Raw genomic sequence first — 22,697 nt, 5'->3', positions numbered from 1 at the left:
ACTAAACAAACACAGCTGATAGAACCCTATAACACTCAATTCAAACACCCTCCGTTAAGAAAAACCAACGCTATAGAACTAGCGTTGGTTTTTTAACGAAATATTTAGACAATTTTAATGATTTTGCACTCCAATTGTCCTCGACAATTCTTTCTCTTGAATAACGATGTCGTTATCGTTTTGTAGCTTTTGTAAATAATAACGAACACTATCAATTAATGCAAACCAACTTGCTTCAATCACATTTCCTGACACACCAATCGTACTCCATTTCTCTTGGCCATCAGAAGATTCTATCAACACCCTAACTTTCGAAGCTGTAGCATTCGTCTCATCAAGAACACGCACTTTATAATCCGATAAATACATCTTTTGAATGTTAGGAAAAAATTGCATAATCCCTTTCCGCAAAGCATGATCAAGAGCATTCACAGGACCATTACCTTCTGCAACCGTTAATACTTCTTCTCCATTAATACAAACCTTTACGACAGCTTCTGTTTTAAAATGTTCTCCTCCGTTATTTTCAATAAATAACTTAAAATGATTCACTTTAAAAAATTCATCCCACTGTCCTAACCCTTTTTTTACCAATAATTCAAACGATGCTTCTGCTGCTTCATATTGATATCCTTGATGCTCTTTTTCTTTTATTTCTTCAATGATATGTTTTGTGGCTGGATTGTTTTTATTTAAATCAATGTTCCACTCTTTCGCCTTGAAAAGTACATTACTTTGTCCAGATAATTCCGAAACAAGCACTCGTCGTTGATTCCCTAATTCTACTGGGTTTAAGTGTTCATATGTTTCTGGATGTTTTAAAACCGCACTAACATGCATGCCCCCTTTGTGAGCAAATGCACTTTTACCGACAAATGGTTGATTGCTTTGCGGAGTTTGATTAGCAATCTCATGAAAATATTTCGAGACGGATGTCAGTTGTTTCATTTGGTCTAGCTGAATACAGTCATACCCTAGTTTTAATTGTAAATTTGGGATAACTGAGATTAAATTAGCATTTCCACATCGTTCACCATAACCATTCATTGTCCCTTGTACATGACAGGCTCCTGCTTGAACAGCAGCAATTGAATTGGCAACAGCCACTTCACCATCATTATGACAATGAATCCCAACTTGAATCGTGACTTCTTTGACAACTCGTTTTACAATTTCATACACTTCATGAGGAAGAGATCCCCCATTTGTATCACAAAGGGTAACACAATCAGCCCCAGCTTCTTCTGCTATTTTTATCGCGCTTAACGCATAGTCAGGATTACTTTTATAGCCATCAAAAAAATGCTCTGCGTCAAAGATAACTTCTAATCCTTCATTTTTTAAAAAGCGAACAGAATCATAAATCATGCGTAAATTTTCTTCTAATGTCGTTTGTAATGCATGTGTGACTTGAAATTCCCATGTTTTTCCGAATATCGCAACGGCTTCGACTCCACTTTCAATGATTCGTTGTAAATTCTGATCCTCACTTGCTTTAACCCCAATTCGTCTAGTACTTCCAAACGCCGTTACTTTTGCATGTTTTAATTGTAATTCTTTTGCGAGCGTAAAGAAATTCATGTCTTTCGGATTACTACCTGGCCAGCCACCCTCAATATAATGAACTCCAAGCTCATCAAGCTTTTTAGCAAGCTTTAGTTTATCTTCGACTGAGAGACTAACACCTTCCCCCTGTGTTCCATCTCTCAACGTTGTATCATATAAAAAAACTTGCCCCATTTCTCTCGTTCCTCCCACTTTCGACAACTCCTATTTGAATTGTGTGAACCTTTAAACTTTTCTTTAATATTGCATAAAAGTATAGCATAGCTTTGCCATATTGGCTATGCACTTGAGGAAATATTCAGATATTTTTTACCGCAGTAACGGTTTAAAGAAGAACAACAAGGACATTTGTTATTAAAACACAAACAAATAAAGTAACAATGACAATTTCTTGACCGTCTAATTTCTTCATTTGTAACCCTCCTTGCGAAATGGACAACCTATCTTACCCTATTCATCCACGTTTGCAAGTAGAACAAAAAATCCGATAAGGATGTTTCAAACCTTATCGGATACTTGTTTATACCATTATTCTTTTTCCACGATGGTAGCAATTCCTTGGCCCCCACCAATACAAAGCGTAGCAAGCCCATATTTTACATTCCTTCGATTCATTTCATGAACAAGTGTAACAAAAATTCTCGTACCACTCGCACCGATTGGATGACCTAATGCAATCGCACCACCATTTACATTTAATTTATCATTTTCAATCTTTAGTTCAGCACCTACTGCTAAAGCTTGAGCTGCAAATGCTTCATTGGCTTCCACTAAATCAATATCATCGATTGTTAAATTAGCTTTTTCTAATGCTTTTTTTGTTGCTGGGACTGGACCTGTTCCCATTATACTTGGGTCTACTCCTGCACTTGCATTCGCTTTAATAACGGCAAGTGGAGTCATGTTCAATTGTTCTGCTTTTTTTCTGCTCATGAGTAACACAGCGGCAGCGCCATCGTTTAAGCCAGATGCATTTCCAGCTGTCACGGTACCTTCTTTTTTAAAGGCTGGTCGTAGTTTCGCTAATTTATCTTCACTCGTTCCTGATTTTACATATTCATCTTGATCAAAGATGATTGGTTCCCCTTTTCGTTGTGGAATCGAAACAGGAACAATTTCTGAAGCAAACCGATTTTCTTCTATTGCCTTTGCGGCTTTTTCTTGACTCCAACTCGCAAATGCATCTTGCTTTTGCCGCGAAATTGCAAATTTCTCACTAATATTTTCAGCCGTTATTCCCATATGGTAATCATTAAACGCACACCATAGCCCATCGGTTATCATACTGTCAATAATCGTTTGATTTCCCATGCGAAAGCCTTCTCTTGCATTCATTTGCAAATATGGGGCTTGACTCATGTTTTCCATTCCACCTGCAATTACGACATCCGCTTCACCTAATTGAATCGATTGTGCCGCTAAATGAATAGACTTCAACCCTGACCCACATACTTTGTTTATCGTCATCGCTGGTATCTCATTCGGTAATTCAGCTAGAATCGCTGCTTGACGTGCTGGATTTTGTCCTAATCCTGCTTGCAATACATTACCAAAAATAACTTCATCTACTTCTTCTTTTTTTATTTTTGCTCTTTCTATAACTTCTTTAATTACTATAGCCCCAAGCTCTGTCGCTTTAATATTTTTTAAACTTCCAGCAAAATTTCCTATCGCTGTTCTGACAGCGCTTACAACTACTACATCATTATGACTCAACATTCTCTCCCCCTCAACCTAAACTGAATGACTATTCATTCCTTGCTAGTATAAGTATACACAACCTTGTCTTTAACTGTATAGTATTTTTTCATATCATCTTCTAACACATCTAAATTTTACCGCTGCTATCTTTATTCTTCTCATGTTATAATCTCTCTTGTACTTATTTTTAAATTAATTGAAACCTTTTTGTCCGATGAACGACTAAAAGAATAAAAGGAGGGTTTCACTTGAAAAAATTAAACATATTTATTCTAACTCTTATTATTGTCTCGGTATCCATTACAGGTTGTGGGACTGCAGGTCAAAGCACTGGCGACATACAAGAAAAAGAACATACAAATAAAACGTTAGAACCTGTTCCTGATGTTGAACTTGAAGGAAATGAGGACCTTTCTACAAACGTTACAATTCATGAGGAAAATAATCATTTTATCGTCGACTATAAAGTGAAAAATGAAAGTGGAAATGAGCTTGAACTTACATTTCCGAGTGGATTAACAGCTGATTACATTATTTATAATGAAAAAGGAGAAAAAGTCGTTCAATACTCCGATGATATTATGGCGACGATGGCAATTGAAACGGTAACATTGTCTGTAGGAGAAGAATTGGAATATCAATATACGATTGCTGGTTTAGATAGTGGTTCCTATACCATCCATTTATTTTTAACGGATTCAAATCACGAAGCTAGTGCAAAAGAAACAATTATTGTAGAATAGACTTAGTTGACAAACAAAAGAACCGCCCTCATTATATGAGGGCGGTTCTTTTGTTTGTACCGGTATAACGGACATACAGTCCGCTATTTCATGAAAAATGTGCTATTTTAAAATTCTATCGGACTGATGTTCCGTTATTTACCTATTCAAGTATTAAAAGCCATTCCATTTGTAACGATAACGGAACCAGTGTCCATTCGCCTTAGTAAAACGTTACTTTTCATTAAAATAGCGGAACGTATGTCCGTTAGAAAAAGCCATCATTCGTCCAGTTTTTATATTGTTTCAAGACGCTTCGTCGTTTTGAGTAAAGCTGTTGCAGCATCTTTTTCAAGAGGATAACTGATATAAAATCCTTGTACGCAATCACACTCTCCTGATTTTAAAAATTCAAGCTGTGCTTTATTTTCTACTCCTTCTGCCACAACATTCAAGTTTAAACTGTGTGCAAGCGTAATGACGGCAATGGCAATCGCAGCATTTGCTTCATCCGAGTCAGAATATGTAATAAATGTCCTGTCTATTTTCAACGTATCAATTGGAAAGTGTTTCAGATAACTTAAAGAAGAGAATCCAGTTCCGAAATCATCAATCGAAATAGAGATCCCTAATTTTTTTAAATTACGTAATGTATTGGCTGCTTCAATTGGCTGTTTCATTACCGTACTTTCTGTTAACTCCAGCTGAATCGCTTCAGGTGAGAGTCCAGTTTCTTCTAACACTTCAGAAATTAACGATTCTAAATCTTGCTTTTGAAACTGAACGGCCGATATATTGATGGATACAGATAAATGGGTTAACCCTTCATCATGCCAACTTTTACATTGACGACAAGCTTCTCGAAGAACCCATTCTCCGATATCTACAATAATGCCCGTTTCTTCAGCGACTTCAATAAAGGCTCCAGGATACACTAATCCCTTTTCTTTATGTTGCCAGCGAATAAGAGCTTCCATTCCATAAAATTCACCTGTTTTTAAATTTACTTTCGGTTGATAATAAAGAATAAATTCATCATTCAATAAGGCTTGCCGTAACTCAACTTCTAAGTTCATTCGTTCAGTTGCATACTTTTTTAATTGTGGATTAAAAATTTGGTAGCCGTTTCGACCTTGCGCCTTTGATTCATACATAGCGATGTCTGCATTTCGGATTAAAGATGTAAAGTCTTCTCCATGTTCAGGTGAAATGCTAATCCCTATACTCGGTGTAATCGTGAAAGATTTTCCACCGATAAAAAATGGTTTTTCCATTTCTTCGATAATTTTTTCACTTAATGCAATGGCTTCTTCCTCACCTGAAGGAATCAACAATAAAAACTCATCTCCACCAAACCGGGCCAATGTATAATCTTTTTGAATAAACTTCATTAACCGTTCTGATACTTGTTGCAATAATATATCACCTTTATGGTGACCTAAACTATCATTAATGACTTTAAAATGATCCAAGTCTAATAAAAGAAGCGCAACCGATTCCACATCTTGCCGACCGGTCACAATTTCTTCAATTTTATCATGAATGAACCAACGATTGGGCAGACTTGTTAAAGCATCATGGTAAGCCATATGTTCAATTTGTTGCTCCGCCGCTTTTCGCTCTGTAATATCCCGACAAAGAGCAAAGAAATGCTTTGTTTCATCTAATTGCACAATTCCAAAGTTTGTATCGACCGGAAATATTTTTTTGTTTTTTCTTTTCATTGTATGTTCAAGCCGATAACTCGTTTCTTGCTCAATAAAGTGAGTAAGACGTTCAGGTAAATTAGGAAAAATATCATAAATCGTTAACTGTAATAATTCATCTTCTGAATAGCCAAGTTTTGTAAAACTCGCTTTATTTACTTCTTTGATTTGACCACGCTCATCAAATAAAAGAAAACAATCTAAACCGTGGTTAACAATATGGCGAAATTTTTTCTCCTTTTGTTGAAGCAAGCGCTCTGCTTCGACTCGTTTCGAGATATTTAAAGCAAATCCTAATAACAGCTCTTGTTGGCCTTCTTCATCAAACTCTATGATGGTCTTTCCTGTAAATACAGGTGTAGGAACTCCTTTATAACCCGCTATTTCTTGCTTTGTGACAAGCTCTTTCGTTTCCCATATTTTCAAATCTTCTTCCCGGATCTTTTGAGCGACATGTTCAGGAAAATATTCAAACACTGTTTTTCCGATGATTTCTTCCCTTGATAAACCATTATCAATACAAGCTTGCTTATTTGTAAAAAGAGCCCGTCCTTCTTTATCTTCAAAAAAAATACTAATTGGCAATTCATCAAGTATTTTTGTCATTACATTTTTTTCAATTTTAAGTTGTTTCTCCAATTGATTTATACGATGACGTAATTTTTTCATTTCTAATTCGTGTCCCATATCGTTGTTCCCGTCCATAAATTCACGTCTCCGTTTACTGTCATTTCTTTCATTATATATTTTTTTATTTATTTTTAAAGACATTTTCTTAATTTTCTACTATAATTCTACAAAAAAAGACAGCATCCACCACTGCCTTTTCATTATTTATAGTACGTTTTTACTAGTTGATCCATTACCCAGTTTGTTCTAGCTGCCGATTTTCCATGACTTGGGCACTTTCCATGACCTAGCAATTCATCAACAATAGATTGAATATGTGGTTGTTGAATATGCTCAGGGCGCTCAAAAGTCCATTCTTCCTCATAGCGGTCTGTCACTAGTTTAATCGGTTCATGTCCAAACGTGGAGAAAACAAGTTTCCCTTTCGTCCCGACAATCTCATTATTATCCATATGCCCGAAAGTAGAAAAACACCATGTGCCAATGCCATGGGCTCCAGAAGTGAAATTATACGTTCCAGATACAATATCTTCAGCTTCATAAAGCCTTTTTTGGTTTGAGGCAAAGCCTGTTGCTTGTTCAATTGGTCCGAGTAGAAAATCAAGAACATCTAATGTATGACTAGCTAAATCAAAAAAAAGTCCTCCCCCAGCTATATCTGGGATGACACGCCATGGTGGGTTATCCTTGTTTTTTTCCTCTTCAGTTGCTGGGCGGTACTGAATAGAAGAAACAAAATTGATATCACCAATAACCCCACTATCAATGATGTCCTTTATTTTTCGGAATCGAGGTAAACTTCGCCGATAATATGCGACAAATAACGGGATATTCGCCTCTTCACAAACTTCAATCATCATTTCACATTCTTTAAACGAACGAGCCATTGGTTTTTCCACATAAACTGGTTTGCCTACTTTCGCTGCTTCCTCCACATACTCTAAGTGATGAGCTGGTGGAGTCGCAATATAAATCGCATCCACTTCCTCATCAGCTATAAGTTGTTTGGCGTCATCATACCATTTTGGTACATGATGACGCTTCGCATAATCTTCTGCTAATTTTCCATTTCTCCTCATGACGGCAACAAGTGATGAATGGTTTGCTTTTTGAAAGCCTGGTCCACTTTTCTTTTCCGTGACAGCACCACAACCGATTATCCCCCAACGAACTTGTTTCAATTCAGTCATCCCCAATATTTTTATTCTACTTATTTCATCGGCATAAAGACGGGAATTTCCAGTATGATTCTCAAACTCTATTGTTAAATTATTTCCAATGGATTTATATCGCCTCTTGTTTTTCTTCGCGGGTCATTCCAATATTAGATTTGTTTGTTCTTATCAACACAAGTAACAATGGAGAAAGGGTAAGCAAAATGGCAACAATTGCTACATCAACTTTAAAATACAGTAAACCTACAGATGTAAGTAAGCTATTATAAAAATAATGACAATAAATTGCAGTTAAGAAACCATACCGTTTGTAAATCCAATATAAAACTGGACCAATGATTAGCGTTAATTCGATAATCCGTAAGTACCAAGGAAATACATCATAGCCAAGATGCAATACGGCCCATAAAAAGGAAGAAACAAGAACGGCAAAAATCGGATGGATTTTGTCCATGACTGATGCTAAATAGCGGCGAAATACCGTTTCTTCCATAATCGCAGCCGTAATCCCAATCGATAAAGCAAAGAAAGGCAAAAGCCATATATTTTCTACTAAGTAAATTTCATAAAATGTAACCGGTGAAAACCAAGTATCTGCAAACATCGAACCAACCCAGAAAAACAAATCAGCAATTGGCTTCATGATGACCGCAAAACATAACCCAATGACAATTGGCATTTTCATTTTATCTAAAATTAAAGAAGCTTTTTGTTTCAGTGGACGTTTCTGTAAATCTGCCGTGTCTTTTGGAATAGTAATCATTAATATAAACAAGACAAGAACAGAAGTAATAAGGGAATCGATTAAAGACAGCCATCCTAAATTCCCCATGTACACATACGAGAACACCATACTAAATGCCATTAAATAGAAAGTAATCCCTAATGGCAACCAAAAAGCAACCTTTTTCTGGCATGCTCGAACGATAAAATGAACGAACACGGCAATGCCAATCCCTCCAATAATTAAAACAACAATCGCTAATTGCAATAAAATGTCAATCAAAGAGTCTCCAGGTTTATCAATAGCCATATACTGTGGCGATACTTCTGCCGATTGCATCACACCTAATATGTTCATCGTTCCGTTTACATCGGTACCGACTTCAACCGTCACAATATCTTGTAATTCTCCAAGTTGAAATAGACCTTCAAAAGTATAGCGCGTATGATCAGTAAAGAGACTTAAAAATCCTGCGTCAAGTTTTAATTGGTCAGGTACAAAACGTTCAGATTCAAGTAACGTATATTCAGCATTAAAAAAATCTTGAACAAAAGCCTCCACATCTCCATCCAAAATTGGAAAAGCGAAACTGTTTGTTCCTACTATCTGTTTTGCAACGGGATCAATGTGGACAGAACGTCCTTCCCCGATATGAACAGCCATCGTATATAAAGGAATGTTATCCTTAATTGTTTCAAACTCTTCTTTCGATACTTCGTTTTCTAAATATTTACTTAAGCGAATGTCTGCATTCGATGATTCCACCATAAAAGTAGTACTACCGGTTACATTCATTTCATCTAAGAAATGATCTACCATATCTTTTACCTCAGCCCTGTCCATTTCTGGATAAGAGTAATGTTTTCCGTCCCCTGGAATGAAGAACAATCCAATGTTTACGAAAAGGGCGATTATTGCAATGATAACTACGTATTTGTGTGTTTTTACAATATGTAACATGTAATTTCTCCTTTTTATTATATCTACTTCCGTTTACCTTATGATGGAACGAAGTGAAAGTTTATTAAACTATACCATAAAGTGATTCCCTCTTTACACCCATATTTTCCTAAATTACAATATATTAGTAGAATGTTAGCTGCCATATTGTAAAAATTGTAGGAGGTCTATGTGAAAAACAATAAACTGATTAAGTTCGCCGCCATTGTTGCTGTTATTTCTATCGTTGTTATTGGTTATTTTTCCTATCAATTTCTTCATTCCCTCAAAAGCTCACCTGTGAATGACGATTTGGAAATAGGAGAAGAGGAAGTTGATGAATCTGAACTAGACGCTGACATTCCAGTTGTAGTCCATGTTGTTCCATCCGATGATGTAGAGGAGCTTTTCCCGTTTTCCATGACTGAAGATGACGTTCAAAAGAAAATCCACTATATGTCACATCAAAAAGTAAGAGCAGAACACAAATGGAATAACCTACAAATAACACAAGAAAGAATTGAAAGATTGCTAGAAGTTGTTGAACATAATAAAGATAAATACACCCATTATGAATTATATAACGATATTTTAGTAAGATGGAAAAATGGTGATTTTTCCAAAGCAGATAAAGACCATAATAGTGTGTGGGAACTTCAAGGTGGTACGATTGGAAAAGCAGTCGGTCTTTTAACAGCCGAAGAAGAACAAGAATTTATAGATAAAAACTTTAATAAAGAGGAGAAGGAGGACAATTAATGTCCTTCCTCTTTATTCCTCATATATCATCTTTCTTGTCATCCCTCCATCAATAACGATATTTTCTCCATTAACAAACCGATTTTCTGGATGTGTTAAAAATAAACATGCATTAGCTATATCTTTTGGCAGTCCGACTCGATTTGAAAAGTGCTGCATGTGGTCAACTTCCCGTACTTGTTCATATGCTCCTGTTTCGATCCATCCTGGGCTTATCGCATTCACTTGGATCCCATCCTCTTGAAAAGACGCACTTAATGCATGCGTTAAAGCTAGCAATCCCCCTTTTGAAGCTGCATATGCTTCAGAATGAGGTTCTGACATAAGTGCTCGTGTTGAGGCAATATTAACAATTGAACCTTTCTTTCTTTTCTTCATTAGTTTTGCCGCTTCTCTAGAACAAAGAAATGGGCCGGTTATATTTGTTTTTAACACATTATCCCACTCATCTATATCTAATTCATACGGAGATTTCCACTTATTTATAGCAGCATTATTAATAAGAATATCCAATTGACCAAAGTCATCTTCAATTGTTTTCATGACCGTAACAATCTCAGAAGGCTCTCGAACATCGAGCGGATAAAATGTGCACGTCCCTTTATTTACTAAAAGCTCAGTCGCAGTACTCTCCCCTTTTTCTTTATTCATATCTGTAATCACAACACGAGCTCCTTGTTGACAATAATGCTCTGCAATACTTTTTCCGATTCCTTGTGCTCCCCCTGTGACCATTACAACCATTTTTTCAAACATATCCGTTTCATCCTTTCTATTTTTATTGTACAATCATTATACAAAAGTTATTTAACGGTGGTGAGCTATGTTTAGTCAATTGATTTTTCGCTTTTTTATCTTTTGGTATAGTTGTGGACTTATTTTACTAACGTTTGACCTTCTGCCGCCATGGTTAGAATGGGCCAACACTGTCTTTTTATTGTTAACAGGATTGTTAGGTGCCATTTTCTTTGTTACATCATACGGCTATTTCATTGGATTGCTTATAAGCTTTGTTGTAGTAACAGGAACGATATTTGCCGAATGGGTTGGAGTTACATATGGCATTTTGTTTGGACATTATTTTTACAATGCTGATTTCGGTCCGAAAATCATCGATGTTCCTATAACTATTGGCTTTGCGTGGTTGATGGTAATTGCAACAACGCATGTGATTGGTAAAACCATTAGCCAACACCTGTTTACTCAAAAATGGAAACAAATAGCACTATATCTCATCATATCACCTGTTGCTGCTGTCGTAATGGATTTAATCTTAGACCCCGTTGCTTACAAGGTAAAACAATATTGGGAATGGGATGGGACAGGTCTATACTACGGCATCCCTATAACGAATTTCGTTGACTGGTTTATCATCTCTCTATTCTTACATATCATCCTTGTATTTCTCGTTTTTCATCGTCCGATTTGTTCTCATGCATGGGCTTCTAGGATGGTTCTTTTATATGCTCTTATGGTCATCATGTTTATGACGATTGCTGCAGTTGCAACGCTTTGGTTCGCCGTCGGCTTGTCTTTTGTTTGTACTTCATTATTACTAGTTTTATATTTCTATAGTGTAAGGAAGAAAAGCGTATGTTAAAAGCGAAAAAGTCTCGGATGTTTTCCACATTGTTTCATGTTTATAATTTGCATTTATTAAGAAAATCTTTTCATAAAATTTATCTTTATCAACATGAACCAATTTCACTTACAAACGCTTCGTTAATCCTTGTTAACCACAGTAGTTGGTGGGATGGTTTACTCTCCTTTCATTTAACAAAAACCGTGTTGAATGGTGACCATTATGTCATGATGAGTGAAGCTGGCTTACAGCGATATTCTTTTTTTAGAAAGCTAGGGGCCTTTTCTATTTCACTCGAGTCATTACACCATTTAAAAGAATCATTAACTTATGCTACAACATTGCTACAAAACAGAAAAACGTTATGGATGTTCCCACAAGGGGAAGAACAACACTTAGAGAAAAGACCACTGTTGTTTAAAAAAGGAGCAGCCCATCTTGCTTTTAAACAAGACGTGCAAATGATTCCGATTACATTTTATTATTCTTTTGGCCGTAACCGTAAACCAAATGTTTATATTTATATCGGGTCCCCTCTTCATTCTCGTCATTTAAAAAACATGTCAGTAAAAGAGATGACCTCATGGTTTGAAAAAGTTATCACATGTCAATTAAATAATCAAAGGCTATCCATTATTCATGAAGCAACTTCTCATTATGATATGTTGCTTGGAGGCTATCCTTCTCTAAAAGAATGTTTATTTAAGGAGAAAAAAGTATGATTGATGTTTTTATTATCGTTTTATGTTTCTTTTTCGTCTGGGTTATTTTCAACTCGCTTTTTCTCCCTACCCTTAAAGAAGAAAACATCGCACAACCTCACCCTCGAGTTTCTCTCCTTATTCCATTGCGGAATGAGGAAAGAAATATCAAAGGGCTACTCGACTCAATTGATAAGCTTACATATTCAAATGTAGAAATCATTTTACTTGATGACCATTCAACAGACAAAACCGTTGCGCTTATTGAAGAAAAGCGAAAAACCATAAAACAGATACAACTAATAAAAGGGGAGCCATTACCTCCAGGTTGGATCGGGAAATCTTATGCTTGCCATCAACTAAGCAAAAAGGCGACTGGGGAGTACTATTTTTTTATTGATGCTGATGTTCGGCTTCATCAACGAGCAATCGAAAGATGTGTTTCAACAATGGAACAACGAAAATGTCGGTTAATTACAGGATTTCCTCATTTTCCGACATCATCATTTCTCAGCCAACTTCTCGTCCCTATGCAGCATTTTATTGTGTTTTTTCATTTGCCATTAATGATAGCCAATCAAACAAAAGTTCCACTTTTCTCTGCTGCACATGGTGCATTTATGTTTTTTCATAGTAAGTCATATGAAGATATTGGAGGGCATGTACAAGTAAAACAACAGATTGTGGAAGATGTCCAATTAACAAGAAACATGAAAGAAAATCAGTTTTCAGTTTTACTCGCAAATGTGACAACAACAGCATCTTGTTATATGTATGAAACAAATAGAGAAGTATGGGAAGGATTTTTGAAAAATATCTTCAACGGGATCGGTCGATCGTTTCTCCTTGGAGCTTTCATCATTGTTGTGTATTTTCTATTTTTTGTTAGTCCTCTCTTTTTAGCTAGTTTCGGCGTGTTAACTTCTTCTTATATATTCTTAGTTCCGTTATGTATCGTCGTGTTGATTCGTGCTTATGTTGATTTGAAAACAAAACAAACGTTTTGGCTCAGTTTTCTCATGCCATTTTCATCGCTTTTTCTCATTATCTTACTTTTACATGCAATGATAGCTTATGTTACTCATAAAGGATTTACTTGGAAAGGAAGACATTACTCATGAAAACAGTCCTCATCATTGGCGGTGGCTTAGGAGGTCTTTCTGCTGCCATATCATTAGCTTTTAAAGGGTATGATGTTACATTATTTGAAAAGAATAACCATTTCGGTGGAAAGTTAAAACCTTTTTCTTTTGAGACTTATCGGTTTGATTTTGGACCGAATACGATTACGATGCCTCATGTTTTCCAAGATGTCCTTTTGCAAACACATGCAAATCCGGACGATTATTTTCAATTCCATAAACTCTCTTCCCATACGAAAAATCATTTTTTTGATAGGTCAACCTTTACAATGTCCACTAGTCAAAAAAACATGATCGAGCAAATGGAACATTATTGTCATGATAGCGCAGAACAATACCCGAAATATTTACAGAAGGTGCGCCAATTTTACCAAACATCTAATACCCATTTTCTTAGGCAAGCATCGACATCCTGGAAAAGCTTTTCACGTCCGTCTTTACTGAAAGCTTTTTTAAAAGTGAAACCATTTCAATCGCTAGACAAGTTTCACCAAACTTATTTTCATCATCCTTTTTTACAACAATCTTTTAATCGGTATGCCACCTATATTGGCTCATCACCCTATTTGGCTCCGGCAACGTTTGCGATGATTGCTCATCTTGAATTAAACGAAGGCGTTTATTTCACCAAAGGGGGGAACGTACAAATTGCTAATGGTTTTGTGAAGCGTGCTCAAGAACTAGGAGTAACATTAAAATCAAATTGCAGTATAAAAGAAATTGTAATCAAAAATAAAAAAGCTGTTGGCGTCATGACAAAATTTGATGAATTTATTCCAGGTGATATCATGATTTTAAATGGTGATATCTTGAAATCATACCCTGCATTAGTAAAAGAAGAAAATCGCCGTTTCTTTTCGAATAAAAAAATTGCGTCGATTTCCCCTTCCATTTCAGCATTCGTTCTATTAGTTGGATTACGGAAACGACTTAAGGGCCTTATTCATCACCAAGTTTTTTTTAGTTCGAATTACAAAAAAGAATTCGACCAATTATTTAACCAAGCACAATTGCCAAAGGATCCTACTATTTATATTAGTAATTCTTCTTATACGGAAAAAGCTCAATCACCAAATGGAGATAATTTATTTATTTTAGTCAATGCTCCCGCTTTATCTAGTGAAGAAGCATCTTTTTCAGAAGATGAGTATAAAGAAACGATTTATAAAAAGCTTGCTAGATTTGGATTTGACTTAAAACCTCATATTGTATACGAGAAAACAATAACACAAACTCAAATTGCAAATGATTTTCTATCATATAAAGGGGCTCTTTATGGTCCATCTTCCAACTCATTTAAAGGAGCATTTTTTCGTCCGCAAAATAAATCAACGGAAATTGCAAATTTATATTTTACAGGAGGCACAACACATCCTGGTGGGGGCTCACCACTGGTTGTGTTAAGTGGACAAAATGTGGCAGCACTTATTTAAGAAAAACGCGGAGCGTCTTTTCGTTTCAAGCGAAGTGCGGAGCCCTTCCCGTTTTTGACAGTGAACCCCAGTGCTCTTCTTGGGGTGAAACGCGCAGGTGCGCAGCCTTCGCTCTTCTAGAATAAGCTTTCAAGGCTTCGCTGCTAGACCAAAATTTTTATAGTTTCTTATCTTAAAAAAAAAAGAAGAAGAGAGATAAAATCTCCTTCTTCTTTTTTTTATACTACTACATGTAATGACTCATGCAATTGAAGTAACAAACGCTCCCGCTCTGTTTTAGTTAATACCGCTCGTGTTTCAAATACGTTATAACCATTTCTTCTTACCGCCATCAAAATTTCACGGTAGAATGTTAACGAGGCATATACAGGTATTCTTGCATCAGGAGGATAATAGGATATTGTTGAAGATGCTTTTTCATACCATTTTTCCGCACGCAATGCTACTGACTCCCAAACTGCAATAAAATGAGGATTAATGTTCTGCTTCATTAAATCCGTATACGAATAATGATGTTCATCAAGTATTTCTTTTGGAAGATACACCCTTCCTTTTTGAAGGTCTTCACCAACATCTCGTAATATATTCGTCAACTGCATTGCTAAACCTAATGCAATGGCTCCTTCTTTCAACTTTTCTTCTTCATGTGGGGCTAATATTGGTAATAGCATTAACCCTACTGTACTAGCGACATGATAGGAATAATGTTCAAGCTCAGCTAGTGTTTCATACCGATGCTTCATATAGTCCATTTTTTGACCTTTAATCATATCTAAAAAAGGTTGTTTATCTAAAAGAAAGTGTCTTCGCACATCATCCAAAGCAATCCATATTGGGTGTTCTAGTAACTCCCCTTTGAAAAAACGCTGACACTCGTTTTCGAATTGCTCTAACTCTTGCCTTGTTCCATTTTCTTCATCGACAATATCATCGACGGTTCTACAAAAGGCATAAACCGCCCATACTGCTTTTCTTTTATGTGTTGGCAAAATGGAAAAAGCGGTTGCAAAAGTTTTCGAATGAGTTTCTATTATTTGCTTACAGTATTCATACGCTTGCTCGATGCTCATCAAATGAATCACTTCCTTTCCTGTATTCGTTTAGCAATTTGGCTCCTTGCATGACAATCGGAATTCCACCACCTGGATGAACACTAGCTCCAACAGCATATACATTCTCATAGCGAAAAGGCTTTAATTGTGGACGGAACACACCTGACTGCAAAAGAGTCGGAGCAATGCCGAAACTTCCACCTTCATACAACCCTTCCTTCTTTGCCTGTTCTGGTGTACGAATGACTTTCCATTCAATGGCCTCACGTAACTGCGGAAAGCCTCGACTTTCCACATCTTCTAACAAAAGGTCAACATAGGAGTCAATATTGCTCCAATCCACTGCACTTGATGAAGGAACAGGAACAAGCATATACATTACTCCTTTTCCTTTTGGAGCTAGGCTTGAATCTAAAACAGACGGATGAAAAGTATAAATGCAAGGGTGCTTTGGTAATCGTTTATAAACAAAAATATCTTCCATACTTTCACTAAATGAATCACTCATAAAATATTGGTGTACATTTGTATCTTGAAAAACTTTGTTAAGGCCTAAATAAATTAATAAACAACCTGACGAGGGGATATAAGACTTCTTGCTTTTCTGTTCTACAAGTTGTTCCATAAGGGGAAAATCACCATTTACGATAACATGATCAACGGAAATATCCTCATTTTCCTTTGTTTGAATTGCTGTGCAACGATTTTTTTCCACGATGATTTTTTTGATTTCCGTGTTCGTTCGGATCGAAATCGTTGGATGCTCCTTTATCTTTTCGATCAGAACTTCAATTAAACTTGCATAACCACCTTTCACATACCAAACCCCATGAACATGCTCACTATAAGGCACTAAAGAGTACATCGCAGGAGAGCGGAAAGGTGCCCCTCCAATATATAATGTCTGAAATGAAAAGGCTTCTTGAAGCTTAGGAGATAGGAAGTAACGTTTCATTTGTTGTTGTACGGTTTCATATGCCCGTAACTGCCACAATGTCTGAATGTTTTTCACTGTCCAAAATTGTGACTTACGTTCAAATGACTTATCAAGAAATGCTTGCTTTCCTTTTGAAAATCGTTCTTTCATCTCGTTTAAATAACGCGGAAAACCTTCTTCTTCTCCAGGAAACATTCGTTGAATTTCTTTCATTTGTTCATTGATGTTACTCCATTTAAAGAAATAGGACCCGTCAGAATAATTGATTTTATACAATGGGTCAATTTGAATAAACTCCACTTGATTCTCGGTTATACCAACTTCTTCAAGAATATCTTTTATCATTTGTGGTAACAGGACAATCGTTGGACCTTTATCCACTCGGTAACCATCCTTTTCTATAAACGATAATCGACCACCCACTTTTGACTCTTTTTCAAAAATCGTCACTTCTTCTCCTCGTAAACTCGAATATAAAGCGCTAAGTAATCCTCCGATCCCCCCACCAATTATCGCTGTTTTCATCGGATCCCTCTCCTTGCTTTATATTTATTTATAATCATAGAGGACGTAATTTTCGCCGATTCAAATATCGTCGGCAATCCGCTTCCTGGGTGAGTTCCACCACCAACTAACCAACAATGGTCAAGTTCTTGAAATTTATTATGTGGCCGGAAATACATCATTTGTCGAAGATGATGCGATAAATTAAACGTGGCTCCTTTGTACACATGTAATGACGATTCCCAGTCTATTGGAGTGAAGACCAACTCTTCTTCGATATAAGTTCGTAATGAAAGATTTAATTTAGATTCTACAATGGATAAGACTAAGTTACGAAACTCTTCTTTTTTCGTCTCCCAATCTAGCAAGCTATAATTATTTGGAACTGGGGCTAATATATATAAAGTAGACTTTCCCGCTGGAGCCAATGTATTATCTGATGCTTGTGCATATTGAACATATATCGAAGGATCTAAGGACAACACTTTTTTATCAATAATCTCTTCTACATTTCTTTTATAATCATTTGCAAATAAAACTGTATGATGAGGTAGCTCAAAGGTTGAATTCATTCCAAGGTAAATCATAAATGTGGAACAAGAATACTCTTTTCTTTCTAGTTTTTCTTTTTTAAACCGTTTAACATCATCATTAGAAAGTAACTGTTCCATTGCATAGGCAAAATCAGCATTAATGATGACTTCATCTGCAAAAGCTTGTTCCCCATTTTCTAACAGTACACCGACCACTTTTTTATTTTTAACTAGTAATTTATCAACACCACAATTTAAATGAACATGACCACCATACTCTTTTGTTACCTTCTCAAGCGCTTTTGGAATTTGATTTAATCCCCCTCTTGGATGAAAAATCCCGTACTTATGTTCCATATAGGATAAAATACTAAACGCACCTGGACATTCCCATGGTGACATTCCTAAATATTTGGATTGAAACGTAAACGAGAGCTTTAATCGTTCGTCATCAAAATACTCACCGAGGACGTCATATAATGTTTTTCCTAATGATAAATACGGCAACGCTCGAAATGTTCGTAAACGGGCATAATCAAAAATGGAATCAAAGCGATTTTGTAAAAGTGGTAAAAGTTTTTCCATTTTCCTTTCAGTATCTTCCATAAACCTGACATACCCTTCACTACTTTCAGGAAATAATTCATCTATTTGTCTTTTGGTTTGTTCTCGATCGCTTGATGGTGTAAAACGAACATCATCAAATAGGAGATCATACATCGGATCAACTTGAATTAAGTCAAGATAGTCATTCATGTTTCGGTTAGCCGCTGTAAATAATTCTTCTAAAATATGAGGCATGCTTAGAAACGTTGGACCTCGGTCAAATTGAAACTCTCCCAATTGTATTAAACTCGTTCTTCCCCCAACTTGTGACCGTTTTTCATAAACATTTACATCAAAACCTTGACTCGCAAGCAACATTGCTGTAGATAAACCTCCTGGCCCAGAACCAATAATAATGACTGACTTTTTTTCCATGTTGAACTCCCCTAAATTCGTTATACTTTAGTTATACAATAGTTATACAAATTATTTAACATCATGTTTAACAAAAATGCAACGATAAAGATTTACAAAACATTTTTAAAGCTTGTACTGGAGCTTTAATAAGCGAAAAAGGCGATCAAAAAAGGGCTTTTCCCTGTTTTTGATCGCCTTTACACCAGAATCAACACCGTAGTCGCGAACATAAAAAAGCACCGATAAAGTTTGAGTGCTTTTTCAGTGTTTTTATTTTATCCTATTCATTTTTCAAACGTAGTAACGGTTTCGCATCTCCATTATAGTGGATTTCAAGATTAAGTTTAAGTATCTGATTGTGTCGGTGCTCTTCTCCTTGTTCTGGACTTTCATTCTTCTGATGTTGATTCACCATATGCGAAGTAATAGCTTTCATTATATCTTCCTGTTGCCCCATACGGATCTCTCACTTTCTTGAATTAATAACATCTATTCCATCTTATTTTATCAGAATTTAATGAATGTTAAAACACTTTCTTACATTACAGGATGAACGCACACGTAATTCTTGCATAAATTCCCCTTCATTTGTAAACAATACATATATGTATTGAGATATAGGAGGAATGACTATGCTTGGACTCGTTGTAAAATTGTTTGTGTTTCCTACATTTGTTATTTTGAGCTCTTTCATCTTTCCACAAGTGTATTATGCTAACTTATTTCAGCCGATAGTTGTTGGGCTTCTTCTTGCCGTTAGTGCCCATATTATTGAACTTTTTATTTTGAAAAAAGGAACGCTTTGGATAAGTACAGTGGCGGACTTTGTCGCCATCACGATTCTTACTTTTTTCTTATCCCTTATTCTTTTCCCTACCTCATACGTCATGTTAAGTGGTGCGATGTTAACAGCGTTAGTGTTATCCATTACTGAGGTGTTACAACATTTATGGTTAATTCAATCAGGTCGAGCAATAAAACCTCGTCCGATAAAATAACAGGTATGAAAGAGTATGGATATTCATGCTCTTTTTTTCGTTGCAGACATCTGTCTCGCTATTTCGTAAAAACTGGACAGGAAAACACTGTCATCTTGATTTTAGCGGAACAGATGTCAGTTAGTATGGGGGGGAAGCTCCTTTTTTTACTTATTGAATTATGTGTCCTTAAGAAATCGCCGCTGCTTTCATTCGAACAACAACTTTAATCCTAAAACTATATTCCTATTTAATTCAATTTGTAGTATAATGATAGTAGAAACGGCAAACTTTCTGAAAAGAAAGGACGCAAAACTAAAGGGGCTAAAGGGAAACCTATGCCAGCCAGCTGCCTATGAAAAACTCCTTTTATTTTCATACGGCCATTTGAAGAAGGAGGGCTAAAGATGAGAAAAAAAGAAACCGAACTCGTCCAAGTGTTAAAAAAGTTAGAAAAAATGCTAAAAGAAACACCTGACAAAAAAGAAGCGGTCTTGTTATACAAAACTTTTTTGAAAAACTTTTTACGAACGAAAACAAGCTCAATTCCGTTACCTTCTGTAGAAGTAATGACTGTTATTAAACATAAAAAGCCAACAGTATTCTCACTGTTACGAAAAGAAGCTTCGTATAGCGATGTATTATATTATTTAACGAATATTGAAGCCAAGTACCAAGATGCTGAAAGAAAACTAGCCCATATTATTAATGAGAACTCATAATACAAGTACTAATTCAGGACCTTTCTAAGGTCCTTTTTCTGTTTAGAAATAATATATTAATCCAGCAGCAATCCCTAAACATACTAATCCAACCAAACCAGAAATCAGTGCTATTTTCATTTCGAAATTACTATTGTCCTCTGTTTTCGAATAAAAATTAGCTCTTTGTTGTTGCCCATCCGTCCAAGCTCCAATAAAAATATCAGAATTAATAATCCCAACTACACCAACTATAAGAAGCAACTTCACCATTTACGCTCCACCTCTCAGTTTATTTCTCTATTTACGTTTCTAAGCTGAAATTGTTTCATAATAGAATGATGTAAATAGCGCAACGAGTACAAGTCCATTGCGCTTTTTTAAAAAGATAAGTATAAAAATTTTGGTATAGTAGTGAAGCTTTGAACGCTTATTCTAGAAGAGCGAAGGCTACGCACTTCACTTAAAATGGAAAGATGCTCCCGCTTTTTTTTTATTTTTTATTCTTGAATGTTTTGGCACGTTCTCTTTTTACACTAACATGTCCTTCATTTGGAGCTGAATCTGAATTCGTGTATTTGGAATTTTCAGTGGAACCCGTTTTTCCTGATTTATTTGCTGTATTGTCCATTTTGCCGTCTCCTTTCTTTCCGATTCTTCATTAGCATTCACTAACTTTCCACTTTTATGAATTTTCTCTTTACAAATTTTTCATTTAAATATATGATAATCATATCAAATAGATATATATCATTTAGATATATAAAGGAGATCAGAATGGCTCAAGAAAATTACACAAAATATGCAATATTAGGATTATTAACAACAGAATGTAAGACTGGTTATGACATTAAACAGATGATCGACCGAAGTCTTACATATTTTTGGAAAATAAGCTATGGACAAATCTATCCTACATTAAAGAAATTAGTTGAAGAAGAACTCGCCACTGTCACAACTACAGCACAAGAAGGTAAACCCGATAAAAAAGAATATGAAATCACAGAAAAAGGCAAGCAATTTTTGCAACAATGGTTACATGAATCGTCCGCTCAGCTTCCAATCGAAAAAAATGAACTATTACTCAAACTTTTTTTTAGCCGTCATCAAAAAACAGACACAGTCATTTTTCAAGTTGAACAATATAAGGTACTGCAAAAAGAGAAATGGGAAGCCCTGCTTGCCATTGAAGAATCGATTCTTGGCTGCAACTCACCTGATTTAAATTATTGGTTGATGACGATTGACTACGGGAAACACGTAACGTCTGCTTGTATTGAATGGTGTGAACGAACCCTTGCTCAATTACATGAAAAAAAGGAGGAGTAGTAAATGGGAAAAGACATTCGAGTTGGCCGTTTCATGGCTAATCCAAACGAAGAGGTTGTTGTATTCATTATCGGAATGAGAATTAACAAATGGTGGGCCATCCATAAATGGTTGCCGGTTGCCAAAGCTATGCCAGGAATGATTCGTGAGTTATACGCGAATAAAAAATATGGCTTTTTATCCTTAGAATCTACAATGAACTTACGTACGATAGTATCAGTCCAATATTGGTCCTCAGTAGAACAACTTCAAGCATATGCGAAAGAGCCGTTGCACGCTAAAGCCTGGAAGAATTTTAACAAAAGATGCAGAAATAATTCAGCTGTTGGAGTATTTCACGAAACTTATATAGTGTCTCCTCGTAAATACGAAAGCGTCTATGTTAATATGCCTATTTTCGGCTTAGGGAATGCAATTGGTTCTAACTCGGTAACGAAACGGCACCACAGTGCTGCACAGCGTCTTAAACACGAAGAAACAACTTGAGTTTTCATTTCAAAATTTTCCGCCTTCTTTTCACCATGTATAACAACACCACCTCTCTGACATGCTAAATGTTCTAAGACAAAAGAATGAGGTGTGAGTTTATGAGTTCATTTCTTCTAGCAATGACTTCGATAGCACTCTTCATCACTCCAGTCCTTATCGGAGGACTTGTCTGGTATGTTTTACAATCTTTTTTTGGCCATGATACGTATGAATTAGTAACAGGTTTTTATAGCCTTTTCGTTGTGATTTCATTTTTCGTTTTATTATTTATGTTACATCCATTCATCCGTCGGTTATTAATAAGCCACCCTTTATCGTGATGAAAGCCCAAAAGGAATCTATCCTTTTGGGCTTTCCATTCTCCTTTATTCCAATTTTGGTTATCACCAACTTGTTTTCTTCCACATATTTTACAGTAGAAAATAAGTAAGG

23 protein-coding genes and 1 riboswitch are annotated in these 22,697 nt (G+C 36.0%); of the genes, 11 read left to right on the top strand and 12 right to left on the bottom strand.

Annotation, left to right across the window (positions count from 1 at the left end; all coding sequences use genetic code 11):
* Positions 1-114: 114 nt before the first annotated feature.
* Both cimA and T323_RS0121015 read right to left on the bottom strand, forming a co-directional pair.
* Positions 115-1,740: a citramalate synthase gene (cimA, locus tag T323_RS27320; RefSeq protein ID WP_035179527.1), complete on the bottom strand. Its 1,626-nt coding sequence runs from the start codon at positions 1,738-1,740 to the stop codon at positions 115-117.
* Between the two features lie 354 nt (positions 1,741-2,094).
* A complete protein-coding gene (locus T323_RS0121015; protein WP_026675038.1) occupies positions 2,095-3,282 on the bottom strand; it encodes an acetyl-CoA C-acetyltransferase in 1,188 nt (395 codons plus the stop codon).
* A 233-nt stretch (positions 3,283-3,515) separates the two neighbouring features.
* On the opposite strand from T323_RS0121015, the gene T323_RS0121010 reads away from it, so the two are divergent.
* Positions 3,516-4,010, top strand: coding sequence for a BsuPI-related putative proteinase inhibitor (locus T323_RS0121010; RefSeq protein WP_026675037.1), 495 nt, complete (start codon positions 3,516-3,518; stop codon positions 4,008-4,010).
* Between the two features lie 275 nt (positions 4,011-4,285).
* On the opposite strand, the gene T323_RS27315 is transcribed toward T323_RS0121010, so the two are convergent.
* From T323_RS27315 to T323_RS0120995, 3 genes are all read right to left on the bottom strand, one after another.
* Positions 4,286-6,400 carry a sensor domain-containing protein gene (locus T323_RS27315; RefSeq protein WP_051556649.1) on the bottom strand — a complete coding sequence of 705 codons (2,115 nt, stop codon included), beginning with the start codon at positions 6,398-6,400 and terminating at the stop codon, positions 4,286-4,288.
* Positions 6,401-6,525: 125 nt separating this feature from the next.
* Positions 6,526-7,515, bottom strand: a complete 990-nt coding sequence (locus tag T323_RS0121000) for a Gfo/Idh/MocA family protein (protein WP_035179524.1) — start codon at positions 7,513-7,515, stop codon at positions 6,526-6,528.
* Positions 7,516-7,609: 94 nt separating this feature from the next.
* Entirely contained in the window at positions 7,610-9,184 is a 1,575-nt protein-coding gene (locus T323_RS0120995) for a CPBP family intramembrane glutamic endopeptidase (protein ID WP_026675035.1), read from the bottom strand.
* A 171-nt stretch (positions 9,185-9,355) separates the two neighbouring features.
* On the opposite strand from T323_RS0120995, the gene T323_RS28160 reads away from it, so the two are divergent.
* On the top strand, positions 9,356-9,922 hold the full coding sequence (locus T323_RS28160) for a DUF6241 domain-containing protein (protein ID WP_051556648.1): 567 nt from the start codon (positions 9,356-9,358) through the stop codon (positions 9,920-9,922).
* Positions 9,923-9,934: 12 nt separating this feature from the next.
* Here T323_RS28160 and T323_RS0120985 read toward each other — a convergent pair whose 3' ends face one another.
* Entirely contained in the window at positions 9,935-10,678 is a 744-nt protein-coding gene (locus T323_RS0120985; protein ID WP_026675034.1) for an SDR family NAD(P)-dependent oxidoreductase, read from the bottom strand.
* 67 nt (positions 10,679-10,745) lie between these two features.
* On the opposite strand from T323_RS0120985, the gene T323_RS0120980 reads away from it, so the two are divergent.
* From T323_RS0120980 to T323_RS0120965, 4 genes are read left to right on the top strand one after another with little or no spacing between them, the layout of a single operon-like run.
* Positions 10,746-11,522 (top strand): carotenoid biosynthesis protein, encoded by a 777-nt coding sequence (locus T323_RS0120980; protein ID WP_026675033.1) that lies wholly within the window; start codon positions 10,746-10,748, stop codon positions 11,520-11,522.
* Positions 11,516-12,226, top strand: coding sequence for a lysophospholipid acyltransferase family protein (locus T323_RS0120975; protein WP_026675032.1), 711 nt, complete (start codon positions 11,516-11,518; stop codon positions 12,224-12,226). The genes T323_RS0120980 and T323_RS0120975 overlap by 7 nt, the downstream gene beginning before the upstream one ends.
* Positions 12,223-13,326 (top strand): glycosyltransferase family 2 protein, encoded by a 1,104-nt coding sequence (locus T323_RS0120970; protein WP_026675031.1) that lies wholly within the window; start codon positions 12,223-12,225, stop codon positions 13,324-13,326. The genes T323_RS0120975 and T323_RS0120970 overlap by 4 nt, the downstream gene beginning before the upstream one ends.
* On the top strand, positions 13,323-14,780 hold the full coding sequence (locus T323_RS0120965) for a phytoene desaturase family protein (protein WP_026675030.1): 1,458 nt from the start codon (positions 13,323-13,325) through the stop codon (positions 14,778-14,780). The genes T323_RS0120970 and T323_RS0120965 overlap by 4 nt, the downstream gene beginning before the upstream one ends.
* A gap of 218 nt (positions 14,781-14,998) precedes the next feature.
* Here the strand turns inward: T323_RS0120965 and T323_RS0120960 are convergent, their stop codons facing one another.
* The 4 genes from T323_RS0120960 to T323_RS29010 form a co-directional block, all read right to left on the bottom strand.
* Positions 14,999-15,850, bottom strand: a complete 852-nt coding sequence (locus T323_RS0120960) for a phytoene/squalene synthase family protein (RefSeq protein ID WP_035179431.1) — start codon at positions 15,848-15,850, stop codon at positions 14,999-15,001.
* Positions 15,828-17,294 carry a phytoene desaturase family protein gene (locus T323_RS0120955; protein WP_026675028.1) on the bottom strand — a complete coding sequence of 489 codons (1,467 nt, stop codon included), beginning with the start codon at positions 17,292-17,294 and terminating at the stop codon, positions 15,828-15,830. The genes T323_RS0120960 and T323_RS0120955 overlap by 23 nt, the downstream gene beginning before the upstream one ends.
* Entirely contained in the window at positions 17,291-18,787 is a 1,497-nt protein-coding gene (locus tag T323_RS0120950; protein ID WP_026675027.1) for a phytoene desaturase family protein, read from the bottom strand. The genes T323_RS0120955 and T323_RS0120950 overlap by 4 nt, the downstream gene beginning before the upstream one ends.
* A gap of 262 nt (positions 18,788-19,049) precedes the next feature.
* The gene (locus tag T323_RS29010; RefSeq protein WP_156942498.1) at positions 19,050-19,226 is read right to left on the bottom strand and encodes a hypothetical protein; all 177 of its coding nucleotides are present in this window, start codon (positions 19,224-19,226) and stop codon (positions 19,050-19,052) included.
* Positions 19,227-19,401: 175 nt separating this feature from the next.
* Here T323_RS29010 and T323_RS0120940 point away from each other — a divergent pair, with 175 nt between their 5' ends.
* On the top strand, positions 19,402-19,767 hold the full coding sequence (locus tag T323_RS0120940; RefSeq protein WP_026675026.1) for a DUF2512 family protein: 366 nt from the start codon (positions 19,402-19,404) through the stop codon (positions 19,765-19,767).
* A gap of 253 nt (positions 19,768-20,020) precedes the next feature.
* A riboswitch (cyclic di-GMP riboswitch) is annotated at positions 20,021-20,103 on the top strand.
* A 50-nt stretch (positions 20,104-20,153) separates the two neighbouring features.
* Positions 20,154-20,468, top strand: a complete 315-nt coding sequence (locus T323_RS0120935; RefSeq protein ID WP_026675025.1) for a hypothetical protein — start codon at positions 20,154-20,156, stop codon at positions 20,466-20,468.
* Positions 20,469-20,510: 42 nt separating this feature from the next.
* Here T323_RS0120935 and T323_RS0120930 read toward each other — a convergent pair whose 3' ends face one another.
* Together T323_RS0120930 and T323_RS29005 are read right to left on the bottom strand one after the other, a co-directional pair.
* Positions 20,511-20,720 (bottom strand): DUF5316 family protein, encoded by a 210-nt coding sequence (locus tag T323_RS0120930; RefSeq protein WP_026675024.1) that lies wholly within the window; start codon positions 20,718-20,720, stop codon positions 20,511-20,513.
* Between the two features lie 220 nt (positions 20,721-20,940).
* Positions 20,941-21,078, bottom strand: a complete 138-nt coding sequence (locus tag T323_RS29005) for a hypothetical protein (protein WP_156942497.1) — start codon at positions 21,076-21,078, stop codon at positions 20,941-20,943.
* A 146-nt stretch (positions 21,079-21,224) separates the two neighbouring features.
* Here T323_RS29005 and T323_RS0120920 point away from each other — a divergent pair, with 146 nt between their 5' ends.
* From T323_RS0120920 to T323_RS29000, 3 genes are all read left to right on the top strand, one after another.
* Positions 21,225-21,776, top strand: coding sequence for a PadR family transcriptional regulator (locus tag T323_RS0120920; protein WP_026675023.1), 552 nt, complete (start codon positions 21,225-21,227; stop codon positions 21,774-21,776).
* A 3-nt stretch (positions 21,777-21,779) separates the two neighbouring features.
* Positions 21,780-22,262: a DUF4188 domain-containing protein gene (locus T323_RS0120915; protein WP_026675022.1), complete on the top strand. Its 483-nt coding sequence runs from the start codon at positions 21,780-21,782 to the stop codon at positions 22,260-22,262.
* Between the two features lie 101 nt (positions 22,263-22,363).
* The gene (locus tag T323_RS29000; RefSeq protein ID WP_156942496.1) at positions 22,364-22,585 is read left to right on the top strand and encodes a hypothetical protein; all 222 of its coding nucleotides are present in this window, start codon (positions 22,364-22,366) and stop codon (positions 22,583-22,585) included.
* The last annotated feature ends 112 nt before the right edge of the window (positions 22,586-22,697 follow it).

The organism is Alkalihalobacillus bogoriensis ATCC BAA-922 (assembly GCF_000621445.1).
Lineage (GTDB): Bacteria > Bacillota > Bacilli > Bacillales > Bacillaceae_F > Bacillus_AO > Bacillus_AO bogoriense.
The sequence above is the reverse complement of the archived record's forward strand: the minus strand, read 5'-3'. Positions and strand labels throughout refer to the sequence as shown.

What these genes read in the sequence shown, in the direction of transcription:
- T323_RS0120930 (WP_026675024.1), bottom strand. Translation starts at nt 20,720, where the DNA reads ATGGTGAAGTTGCTTCTTATAGTTGGTGTAGTTGGGATTATTAATTCT.
- T323_RS0120985 (WP_026675034.1), bottom strand. Translation starts at nt 10,678, where the DNA reads ATGTTTGAAAAAATGGTTGTAATGGTCACAGGGGGAGCACAAGGAATC.
- T323_RS0120915 (WP_026675022.1), top strand. Translation starts at nt 21,780, where the DNA reads ATGGGAAAAGACATTCGAGTTGGCCGTTTCATGGCTAATCCAAACGAA.
- cimA (WP_035179527.1), bottom strand. Translation starts at nt 1,740, where the DNA reads ATGGGGCAAGTTTTTTTATATGATACAACGTTGAGAGATGGAACACAG.
- T323_RS0120995 (WP_026675035.1), bottom strand. Translation starts at nt 9,184, where the DNA reads ATGTTACATATTGTAAAAACACACAAATACGTAGTTATCATTGCAATA.
- T323_RS0120950 (WP_026675027.1), bottom strand. Translation starts at nt 18,787, where the DNA reads ATGGAAAAAAAGTCAGTCATTATTATTGGTTCTGGGCCAGGAGGTTTA.
- T323_RS29010 (WP_156942498.1), bottom strand. Translation starts at nt 19,226, where the DNA reads ATGGGGCAACAGGAAGATATAATGAAAGCTATTACTTCGCATATGGTG.
- T323_RS0120955 (WP_026675028.1), bottom strand. Translation starts at nt 17,294, where the DNA reads ATGAAAACAGCGATAATTGGTGGGGGGATCGGAGGATTACTTAGCGCT.
- T323_RS27315 (WP_051556649.1), bottom strand. Translation starts at nt 6,400, where the DNA reads ATGGACGGGAACAACGATATGGGACACGAATTAGAAATGAAAAAATTA.
- T323_RS0120940 (WP_026675026.1), top strand. Translation starts at nt 19,402, where the DNA reads ATGCTTGGACTCGTTGTAAAATTGTTTGTGTTTCCTACATTTGTTATT.
- T323_RS0120935 (WP_026675025.1), top strand. Translation starts at nt 20,154, where the DNA reads ATGAGAAAAAAAGAAACCGAACTCGTCCAAGTGTTAAAAAAGTTAGAA.
- T323_RS0120960 (WP_035179431.1), bottom strand. Translation starts at nt 15,850, where the DNA reads ATGAGCATCGAGCAAGCGTATGAATACTGTAAGCAAATAATAGAAACT.
- T323_RS0120970 (WP_026675031.1), top strand. Translation starts at nt 12,223, where the DNA reads ATGATTGATGTTTTTATTATCGTTTTATGTTTCTTTTTCGTCTGGGTT.
- T323_RS0120920 (WP_026675023.1), top strand. Translation starts at nt 21,225, where the DNA reads ATGGCTCAAGAAAATTACACAAAATATGCAATATTAGGATTATTAACA.
- T323_RS0120975 (WP_026675032.1), top strand. Translation starts at nt 11,516, where the DNA reads ATGTTAAAAGCGAAAAAGTCTCGGATGTTTTCCACATTGTTTCATGTT.
- T323_RS0120980 (WP_026675033.1), top strand. Translation starts at nt 10,746, where the DNA reads ATGTTTAGTCAATTGATTTTTCGCTTTTTTATCTTTTGGTATAGTTGT.
- T323_RS29005 (WP_156942497.1), bottom strand. Translation starts at nt 21,078, where the DNA reads ATGGACAATACAGCAAATAAATCAGGAAAAACGGGTTCCACTGAAAAT.
- T323_RS0121000 (WP_035179524.1), bottom strand. Translation starts at nt 7,515, where the DNA reads ATGACTGAATTGAAACAAGTTCGTTGGGGGATAATCGGTTGTGGTGCT.
- T323_RS29000 (WP_156942496.1), top strand. Translation starts at nt 22,364, where the DNA reads ATGAGTTCATTTCTTCTAGCAATGACTTCGATAGCACTCTTCATCACT.
- T323_RS0120965 (WP_026675030.1), top strand. Translation starts at nt 13,323, where the DNA reads ATGAAAACAGTCCTCATCATTGGCGGTGGCTTAGGAGGTCTTTCTGCT.